Annotated in this window: 7 protein-coding genes; 4 read left to right on the top strand and 3 right to left on the bottom strand. The window is 34.7% G+C overall.

Annotated elements, in window-relative coordinates; all coding sequences use genetic code 11:
• The 3 genes from CCY16_RS02800 to thyX form a co-directional block, all read left to right on the top strand.
• The coding region (locus CCY16_RS02800) for a beta-ketoacyl-ACP synthase II (RefSeq protein WP_143696904.1) at nt 1-755 on the top strand (755 nt) is incomplete at its 5' end.
• Nucleotides 756-852: 97 nt separating this feature from the next.
• Nucleotides 853-2,130 (top strand): UDP-N-acetylglucosamine 1-carboxyvinyltransferase, encoded by a 1,278-nt coding sequence (murA, locus tag CCY16_RS02805; RefSeq protein ID WP_088414797.1) that lies wholly within the window; start codon nt 853-855, stop codon nt 2,128-2,130.
• Between the two features lie 9 nt (nt 2,131-2,139).
• Nucleotides 2,140-3,009, top strand: coding sequence for an FAD-dependent thymidylate synthase (gene thyX, locus CCY16_RS02810; RefSeq protein ID WP_088414799.1), 870 nt, complete (start codon nt 2,140-2,142; stop codon nt 3,007-3,009).
• 66 nt (nt 3,010-3,075) lie between these two features.
• Here thyX and CCY16_RS02815 read toward each other — a convergent pair whose 3' ends face one another.
• The 3 genes from CCY16_RS02815 to CCY16_RS05540 form a co-directional block, all read right to left on the bottom strand.
• Entirely contained in the window at nt 3,076-5,166 is a 2,091-nt protein-coding gene (locus CCY16_RS02815) for a collagenase (RefSeq protein ID WP_143696903.1), read from the bottom strand.
• A 487-nt stretch (nt 5,167-5,653) separates the two neighbouring features.
• Nucleotides 5,654-5,788: a hypothetical protein gene (locus tag CCY16_RS06670; RefSeq protein WP_281250504.1), complete on the bottom strand. Its 135-nt coding sequence runs from the start codon at nt 5,786-5,788 to the stop codon at nt 5,654-5,656.
• Between the two features lie 1,894 nt (nt 5,789-7,682).
• Nucleotides 7,683-7,844 (bottom strand): hypothetical protein, encoded by a 162-nt coding sequence (locus tag CCY16_RS05540; protein ID WP_179946038.1) that lies wholly within the window; start codon nt 7,842-7,844, stop codon nt 7,683-7,685.
• Nucleotides 7,845-8,032: 188 nt separating this feature from the next.
• Here CCY16_RS05540 and priA point away from each other — a divergent pair.
• The coding region (gene priA / locus CCY16_RS02820) for a replication restart helicase PriA (protein ID WP_088414801.1) at nt 8,033-10,392 on the top strand (2,360 nt) is incomplete at its 3' end.

A 10,392-nucleotide genomic window follows, 5' to 3' on the forward strand; every position in this document is an offset into this window, starting at 1 on the left:
TGCCAAAAAGTTCCCAACTTCTGTCACTAAGGGCAAGAGCTATAAAACTTGGTGAAGCAGACGTGATGATTGCAGGTGGATCAGAAAGTGCATTGTGTAGAGTTGGAATTGCAGGTTTTGCATCTATGAAGGCATTATCAACTAAATTTAACGATAAACCTAAAGAAGCTTCAAGACCGTGGAATGAAGGACGCGATGGATTTGTCATGGGCGAAGGAGCAGGTATATTAGTGCTAGAAGAATACGAACATGCAAAAAAAAGAGGTGCAAAAATATATGCAGAACTCACTGGATATGGGCTAACAGGAGATGCATATCACATTACAGCACCACATTTAGAAGGAAGAGGTGCATTAAAAGCAATGCACCTTGCCTTAAAAAGTGCACAAATAAATCCAGAGAAAATCGGGTATATCAATGCACATGGAACTTCAACACCTCTTGGAGATAAAATTGAAGTAATAGCGATAAAACAATTATTCGATGACTATGCCTATAAAATACCCATTTCTTCAACTAAATCTTCTATAGGACATTTACTTGGTGCTGCAGGAAGTGTTGAAGCAATATTTAGCATTCTTGTGTTAAACAATGGAATTGTTCCGCCAACTTTAAATTTACATAAACCTTCAGAAGGATGTGATTTAAATTTTATACCGCTTAAAGCTCAAGAGCATGAAATTCAATATGCGCTTTCCAATTCGTTTGGTTTTGGTGGTACTAATGCATCACTTGTTTTTGGAAAGTGTAGTTGATTTTATATCTTGTAGAGCATAAGTTATTTTACTATAATGTGATTTGTCTTTTACTGTCAATTTACTATACTTATTCAGTAAGATCCAGTTTTATTGAATGCATAAAATATTAGTAAGGAGTAACTATAAACCCTTGGTTGGACAAATCAAGATTAATGGTTCGAAGAATGCTATTTTACCAATAATGGCAGCCAGCCTCTTGAGTAGTTCTTCAGTAGTTCTACATAATGTACCTGATCTAATTGATGTGCATCTGATGTCTGAATTGCTTGAAGGTCTTGGAGCAAAAGTAAACTTTATGCACAACAAAGATCACAAAGCAAATCATACTTTGGAAACTGATTGCAGTAACATCAACAATTACGCGATGCAATATGAAACTGTAAGCAAACTACGAGCTTCTTTTCTAATGTTGGGCCCAATGCTTAGCAGATTTGGCAAAGCGAGAACAGCATTTCCTGGTGGATGCAATATCGGAAAGCGTCCCGTTGATATGCATATCAAAGCGTTAGAAGAAATGGGAGCTAAAATTGAAATTGATGGCTATAATATAATTGCAACAGTGAAAGGAAAGCTACAAGGAAGAAAAATCACACTTGAGAAAATAAGCGTCGGTGCAACAGAAAATATAATAATGGCAGCAACACTTGCAGAAGGAGTAACAACAATAAATAATGCTGCAACTGAGCCGGAAATTCTTGATTTAATAGAGTTTCTAAAGAAAATAGGTGCTGATATTAAAATCAATAATACGCAGGTTATAATAACAGGAGTTAAAAAATTAAATGGATGTATCCACAAAATAATATCAGATCGAATAGAAGCCGGTACGTATGCATTAGCTGCTATCATAACTAACGGTAAGCTGGTGTTGGAAGGAATCAATCTATCTGACATCAGATGTATTGTAAATGAGTTGGAAGCTATAGGAGCTATGGTTGAACTGTATGATGGAAGCATTGTCATTTCCAGAAAAAATGGCTCTATTAAGTCTACTAATGTTGCAACAGATCCATACCCCAACTTCCCCAGTGATATGCAACCACAACTGATGTCTGCAATGTCCATCGCTGATGGGATATCAGTAATTGAAGAAAACATTTTTGAAAATAGGTTTTCACATGCAGATGAATTAAGAAAGTTAGGTGCTAATATTAGTATTAAGAAAAACAAAGCTGCTATAAATGGAATAAAAAGCTTATCTGGAGCTAATCTATATGCTACTGACTTAAGATCAACTGCAGCTTTAGTGCTTGCTTCTTTAGTAGCAAGTGGAGAAACCACAATAAATAACTCACATCATTTATGGAGAGGGTATGAAGCAATGCACGAAAAACTTAATTCATGCGGGGCTGATATCTCTATTTCATCTTGAGGACATTTTATGAATGAAGAACATTATTCAACCAAGAGAATCACAGTAAAAGAAATAGATGAAATTCTATATGAGGAACACAGGGTACTAGATCATGGGTTTATTCGAGTAGTGGATTATATGGGCTCTGATAGTGCCATAGTACAAGCTGCTCGTGTTTCTTATGGCAAAGGAACAAAACAGATAAATCAAGACGAAGCACTTATAAAGTATTTAATGAGATATCATCATACAACTCCATTTGAAATGTGTGAAATTAAGTTTCATGTGAAACTTCCAATTTTTGTTGCAAGACAATGGATAAGGCATAGAACTGCAAACGTAAATGAATATTCCGCAAGGTATTCAATCCTTGATCATGAATTCTATATACCAGAACTAGAGCAAGTTGCAAAACAATCCGATAATAACAAACAAGGTAGTGGTGAAGCTTTTGACTTGGATATCTCAAAGGAAATAATAGATTCTCTAACAAATGACTCTAATTTGGTATATTCTCATTACAACAAATTTATTGAACAAGGGCTTGCAAGAGAAATTGCTAGGACTAATTTAACACTTAATTATTACACGCAATTTTATTGGAAGGTAGATCTACATAATCTTCTTCATTTTTTTAAGCTTAGAGCTGATAAGCGTGCCCAACATGAAATGAGAGTCTATGCAGAAGTTATGTTGGATATAGTAAAGAAGTGGGTACCACTAGCCCACAGCGCCTTTGTTGAATACTGTTTAGAATCAGCCTGCATTTCAAGAACTGGCCTTGGGATAATTCGCAAATTAATTAGAGGAGAAAATGTTACCAGAGAAGAAAGCAATATTGGTAAAAGAGAATGGGAAGAGCTGATGTTTATACTTGATAAACAACCTGAAAGATAAAAGCATGTGCACTAATCTTCTCTGTCAGTTAATTTTCGTTCACCAGATCACATCTTACCCTTCACATTACATTAACTCATCACTTTTGTAGAACATTTCATTGAAATCACTTATAGTTCCAAAATCCTGATCTTTGATAAACAGATGATTATTTGTAACATAAGCTTCAGAAAGAGTGATTGGCTTTCCATCAAGCTTAGAATCTTGTATATAAATTTTATTATACAGAGCTATCATTTGATCATAATTGTATTTTCCAGTAGTATACTGACTACTTAAGTTTTGATAAAAATTATCTATGTCTTGATCTTGAACCTGTAGCACCGCCTTATATTTACCAGTTCCAATAAATTCACCTGTTTTTATTTTCAAGGGGTGTTGTAGATAATCTACTTTATCATCCTCCATACTGTCTATAACGCTTGTTATGGCGGCTTCTTCTTGTTTATTTTTATCATCTTCTTCTAGTGATCTTTTATCCCTCTTTCTTTTCTCATTAGCAGGTTGTTCAGTCTGACTCGCTTGCATATCTGATTCATTTTCATGCTTTAAATGCCCTTCGCCGTTCAACTGAATCTTAACCCAATCTTTAAACTCCTGATTATAGCCCTTCAGCTTAGTTAGAAAATCCTCAAACAATTTATTATCTTGAGGTCTATTTGTACTGTGCATAGAAAGGCTTTTCAAAAAACTATCAAGGAGATCTGGATGTTTATGCTCAAGAAATTTTATCATCTGCTCTGCTTTTGAATAGTAATAATCTCCTTGGTTATTATTACGTAATATCTCGTCAGGTTTTAGAAACTTGCGTTGTATTGTAGAAAGAGCTTCGATATCCTCACGATCATTGACGTGCTCACCGTTTTCCACGCTTGCCATATAGTTAGCAACTCCTTCATGCATAGCTTTAGACAAAACATCGCCCGTACCATAATAAGAATTAATAATAGTCAAAGCGTGCCCCAACTCGTGCTTTAAAGTTTTACATGAGTGATCAAATTGATCCTGTAAGTAAAAATAAACATGAATTTCCGAACCGCGACCTTGGAGTGTTAAACCAGAGTGATCTTTAGCATCAATGTTCAACTCCTTAAGGTAATCTTCATAGTTGCTCCTTGTATTAAATACGAAAATGTTGACCTTACTTGGTATATTGTGCCAAGGCTGAGAATTATTAATGCCAAATGCTGAGTCAAAATCTCTTATGGCACCTTTGATAGTGTCTTTTATATTACTCAGTTTGTCCTGATTTAATTCTTCATTATCATATTTTATGTTTATTTGAAGCTTATGTTCGCTGAGGATAATAACTTCACTGTCTGGTACAAGATTTGCGGCAACTTCATTACCACTTTCTACATCCATCCACTGCTTAAATTCTCTCTCAATTCCTGAATTATTTAAAAGCTGCTTGAACCTCAACACTGCTTGTTCCTTACCAGAGGATATTTCAGTAAGCAGTTGCTTTATTAATTGAGGATGTTTTTCTTGCAAGAACGTTACTAAGCAATCTGCCATTCTATAATCACTAGCCATATTAGCTATTTTATAAGGTGTGTTGTATCCAGATTCTTGCATCTCATCGTATGTCTCTTTTGTATAGTGCATATCATGAGTACTCTTCTTCTTAGCTGCATCATAACTCCACATAAAAAGCTTTACACCAGTACGTAAGACTTCAGGTACTTCATTCAAATTGCCAGTAGCGTACTCAAGAAATGCATCACTCATCTTTTCCATTAAAATTTTAGACTTCGCACAAAATAAACCATTTACATCTCCAATAATGAAAGTCTTTGCTATTGTACCGTCAGCTTCATGTGCCCTTACTGTTCCACCACCCCATAGTTCATTATAGTCTTTGCCACCTGAAAGCTCCTTTATGTAAGCTTTATAATCGTCATAACTTTTCAGCACATAAAGCTGCAATTTCACTGGGCCGCTATTATAGCTTTTCTGTGAATAGAAATTCTCAGACCAAGCCCAATAAGTATCTTTTACAGTTTGTTTTATATAATCAGGCGTATAGCTTATTAGCCCATCATATCTCACTTCTACTATAAGCTCATTGCTTATCACTACATCCTCTTTATTTGGGAACAGCTTTTCAATCAGCATTTGTGATTTATCATGCCCAAAATTTGTTTTGAATGTCATATTTCCTCCTAAAAACTTTTACTATAAATAAGCTTTGAAAAAGATCTATTAATTATGGTTTCAATTCTTGATTGACTCACTTGATTACCATTCCCTTTTGCACAATTAGATAACTCTATAGACAATTGATCAACACTAAAAAGTGATTCTTAGTGTTAAAATATTTAGCATAACTGTCAGAATTAAATTCAGGTATTGGTAAAAACCAACTTTAAGTTCAGGGAAGAACTCTTGTTAAGCACAAAAAACAAGTTTTCAAATCAACCAGCATATTACTACCAGGACTAACGAAATTTAAATATTCATCGCCTTCCAATCCTTCATGTGTTGATATTCCACTATATAGTATTTACTCGAATCAAGCATGACTTCCCTCCGCCACGTTGTAAAGTTACTGCTGAACGTCCATCGACTATATCATAACCTTCTACCACTTTAAATAAGGTAATACACCTCTTTCTATAAACTCTTTTACTTCCTCATTCTTTCAATCTAACTCTTCTTCCGCTTGTTTTTTCTCTCTTACCAAATTCACTTCTTTCTTAGCATTTTTATTTTGTATCTGCAAAAATATATCTTGTATGGTTAAGCCATTTGCATTGCTTAGAAAGTTATCTAGCACATTTGATGCAATAGGTGACAATTCGCCATGATCATTAAATGCTTTTTCCTTTGCCTTATATTGATGATTGGGATTGTAGATTACAGCCAGAGGGTAAAATCCATAATCTACAATTGGCGTTCCATCAGATGATAGTTCTGTTGAAAATCCGTTATGATCGAGTGGAAAATTGGAAACTGAATATCTATTATATTACCTCTGATGCATAGCTCACTTCCACCACTGTGTCCGCTATATCTACTATAGTAAATATAAAATTTTCACAGTTAAGATCCAAGTAGTCATCTAGGTTGTCAAATTGAACTGTATTGCCAAGCTTTTCACGTAAAAGATTTTTGTTCTCATTTGTAAGCTTTACACGCACAGAAAAATAATACCGGTCTTAAGTTCGCCTTTTTCTACTTGAAAGTTCAAAGTAATTGCACCGTTAATCATCAGTAATCTCCACAAATCGTATAAATTTATCAACTACCTTATTTATCAATTATACGGTATATATTATAAAAAATATGTTAAAAGTTAAGATTTTTTATATCCAGACAAGGCAACCACAATTTGTGATTTCAGCGCATAACACTAAAATCCAGAAAAAACATGTTTAGGTGAGCTATGTGAACGATATTAACGGTCGTTATGCAACTTGCACAGCAGCTCCACTACAATATTCGTTTACTGCTTGTCTGTAAGGTATCCTACTACATCACCTAATGCTGCACCTGCAATTCCTGACAGCACAGCAGTCGCAATCATTCCAATAGCGGTAATTTCAAGGTATAATCCTTATTGCAACTAGTGTAGCTCCTATAGCACTAAACAATAACGCTAAGTCTATTGTCTACCCTCCCGGAAAAGTTCCAGAAGGTTGTTGTTTTTGTGAGGAAATTATGTTTGTGTACTATAAGGGCAGTCGCTAGGTGCTTTGTTTTCTGTGCGAACTATTATCACTTTCATCACTTGCAGACGTTTTTTGAAATGGAGGTGTACTACCTGTGAACATTTGTGAATCACTATCTATTGATTATGCCTGTTATATAATGGTCTTACTTGTAATTGATTGTTCCCAAAATTTGCTCATCATTATTTACATTTCTATCTATTTTTGATTAAAATGATTCTTAAACACTACACTGTAACCTACATTATCAACTGCTAAAGTTGGACCTGGATTTTGATAGTAAGTTATAGTAGCAGTAGATACTTCAGGTCTACCTTTTATCGTTCTTTTTACCAGCTCTTTCTTTTCTATTTTATAAATATTAAACTGATCAGAAAAACTGAAGGCTAATCTATCTTTAAATACCTATTCAAAATCGTTCACAAAGCTGTTTTCATACATACAATGTGCTGTTCTACTCCCGGACTGTACATATCCACAATTCTTATTGTAGTTTTTTGTTTTCTCGAAACTATTAACCTTTTCGTTAGTGAGATACATTATACTTTCAGCTATCGCGGGATCGGTACTGCTAACTAAACTTCTAATATACTCTTTCTTTCATCTACTACTATGACTCTAATATTAAATCTCTTACGTCCGTATTCATTATCTATACTAGAACCTATTGTTGTTTCTCCAATTCTATTGCCTAGGATAACTACTGGAACAGTAGATAACCTTTATATGTCTCTCTCGCACATCCTTATCATTTAAAAGTACTGTTGCCCTTTCTACAAATGCTGTTATCTAAGCTTCTTTTCTGATACTTATTGAGATACCTTTTACTAAAGTTACCGTGATTACAATTATAACATTTTGTTGCCATTTCCACGTATCGAGATGCATCAAGCAAATATGAACTCTTACTATGCAGTTCAACAGTCGATACTGCATTTTGACTTACTGTATTTGGGCAAAAGGCATGTTCATAAGCTTTATTTCTAGTTTTCTCAAATGTTAACCACTTTCAACAACAGGTATTCTCCTTATTTTCATTTCATTTTTCGGTAACAATTGGCCATTTATAAAAGCAAGTGCTGAAAAAAGCATCCAAGCATTGGTACCATGAGCAGCAAAAGTTCTCTTAATTAATAGGGTATTTTCTTTTAAAATTCCCATCCATTTCAAACAATTGCTTTTCCAATTAGATTGGTCTTCTGTTCTTCATAAAGTTCTTATGAAGTTCAGAAAATCCTATTAGTTTCTGTACATGAGACTCTTGCATATTTACCATCTTAGCTAAATAAACTTATATATACTAGTTTAAAAAACCAACCCACAAAAATCAAGTCAAAACTCTTAAAACAATGCTAAACTCAATTGCTATGGCAAGAACAGTTAATGTACTACTACCACTCCCAATTGACCAATTGTTTTCATATGCAGTTAAGGAAAATACTGACGTTTCAGTTGGAGATTATGTGGTGGTGCCATTTGGCAAAAAACGCTTGATCGGAATAGTTTGGAAGTGTGGTAACAAGAACGATCAAGAATTAAAATTCATTGAGCAAAAGATCAATCTACCAAATATTAGACTAAAATTAATTGCATTTGCAGAGTGGGTTGCACAGTACAATGTAATACCTATTGGTATGCTTGCAAAAGTAATAATGGGAGGAGTGTTAAAAGTAAATCACCTAGATAAGTTGGTTCATGTTGAACAAGAGCAGGAAATAAATGAGATAAATTACCAACTAAACCCCGAACAGCAGATAGCCAGCAATAAAATAATAAGCAATTTGAATGATTATTCAGTGACTTTGCTTGACGGTGAGGCAGGATCTGGAAAAACGGAAGTTTATCTCTCTGTAATTGCACAATTGCTTAAGAACTATAGCAGAACACCTGCAGCTCCAAATGCTGCTCGAACTTTATCATTCCAGTGCCCAGATACACAACTGTACAAACATTGTAATTTGGGTCCACCAGTAGGGTATCATCCCAGTACTCTAATATTGGGATCCAGTTTTCCACGCAATCTCATCAAAAATGTTCATTTTAACATAAGAGCAGCCGCTCCCATACCTAATTTACAACCAAAATTTCTGGATTCCAGTGTTAGCTACTTACATGACACCTTTATGTTTAAGGCAAAACCCACTATAATATTTAACACACTGCCTTCGCCAAGTGCTAGAATGACACCAAGATATGTCGAAACGGCATCAAACAAAGGTAGTATACAAGTTTTAATCCTCCTACCTGAAATTGTTTTAACTTCACAATTGGTAAATCGTATTCGTAGTCAAACATCAAGAAATTTAGCTGAATGGCACTCAGGACTCACTCCAAAAACTCGCCGAAACAATTGGCTCAATACAGCAAATGGAAATGCGCAGATAATTATTGGTGCACGATCAGCACTTTTTTTGCCCTATAAAAACCTAAAATTGATCATCGTTGATGAAGAGCATGATTCATCTTTCAAACAAGAGCAGGGAATTATATATAATGCCCGAGATATGGCAATAATCTTGGCCAAAATCGAAAACATTCCAATAATTTTATCTTCAGCAACTCCATTACTTGAAACTATTTACCATGTTAAAAATGGAAATTACAACCATGTAAAGCTAGTTAAGCGATTCGGTGGCGCGGAATTGCCACTCATTAAAGTAGTGGATACGAGAAACAACAAGCAATGGATTTCCAATGAGCTTTTTGAAGGAATAAAACAGACCATAGAGAAAAAACAGCAGGTTATGCTTTTTTTAAACCGCAGAGGGTATGCACAACTTGCAGTTTGTAAAAAGTGTGGATATAAAATTCCCTGCTTGAACTGCGCTGTTTGGCTCGTATACCACAAGAAAAAAAATGCTCTTTTGTGTCATCATTGTTCTTACCAATTAAAACTTCCAGAGAAATGCTCTAATTGCCAAAGTAAACAGTCATTATCTCTTTATGGCGTAGGAATTGAAAGGTTACTTGAAGAAACAGTCAAGTTAATACCAAACGCAAAAACTGCGATTATAAGTAGTGATCAGAAGTCGGTTAGTAACGTTATTGACTTAGTGTTGAAGGAAGAGTTGAATATTATAATCGGCACGCAGATAATTGCTAAAGGGCACAACTTCCCTAAATTAACTTTGGTTGGTGTGATAAATGCAGATTTGAGTCTTGAAAATGCTGATCTAAGAGCAGCAGAAAAGACGTATCAGTTATTACATCAAGTTGCAGGAAGGTCTGGAAGATTTAATGAAAAAGGAATGGTAATAGTGCAAACCAATCATCCTGAAAGTTCAGTAATAAAAGCATTGCAGCATCAAAAAAGGGACTCATTTTATGAAATCGAACTTGAGTCAAGGTACAAAGCTAAAATGCCTCCATTTAGTAGACTAATCGCACTTATAATTTGCGGTAAGAATCAGATTGCAACGCAAAAAGCAGCAAATGAGATAGCGAGCTTCTTGCATAATCAATGTTTAAGCAAAAAGCTCCCAGCCTCTTCTTCTTTGTCATTCCAGTGCTTGACCCTGAAATCTAGAAAAAAAGAATTCGAAATTCTTGGTCCATCACCGGCAGCAATAAGTTTCTTAAATAATAAGTACCGGTATAGGGTATTGCTAAAAATATACAATAAACATAGTCTATCCGTACAAAAAAAGCTGAAATATTGGATTAAAAATTGTAACTTAAGTCCGAATATTATAGTAACAATAGATGTTGA

Source organism: Wolbachia endosymbiont of Wuchereria bancrofti (assembly GCF_002204235.2).
Lineage (GTDB): Bacteria > Pseudomonadota > Alphaproteobacteria > Rickettsiales > Anaplasmataceae > Wolbachia.

Coding starts and splice junctions, on each gene's coding strand:
- thyX (WP_088414799.1), top strand. CDS start 2,140: ATGAATGAAGAACATTATTCAACCAAGAGAATCACAGTAAAAGAAATA.
- murA (WP_088414797.1), top strand. CDS start 853: ATGCATAAAATATTAGTAAGGAGTAACTATAAACCCTTGGTTGGACAA.
- CCY16_RS05540 (WP_179946038.1), bottom strand. CDS start 7,844: ATGGGAATTTTAAAAGAAAATACCCTATTAATTAAGAGAACTTTTGCT.
- CCY16_RS02815 (WP_143696903.1), bottom strand. CDS start 5,166: ATGACATTCAAAACAAATTTTGGGCATGATAAATCACAAATGCTGATT.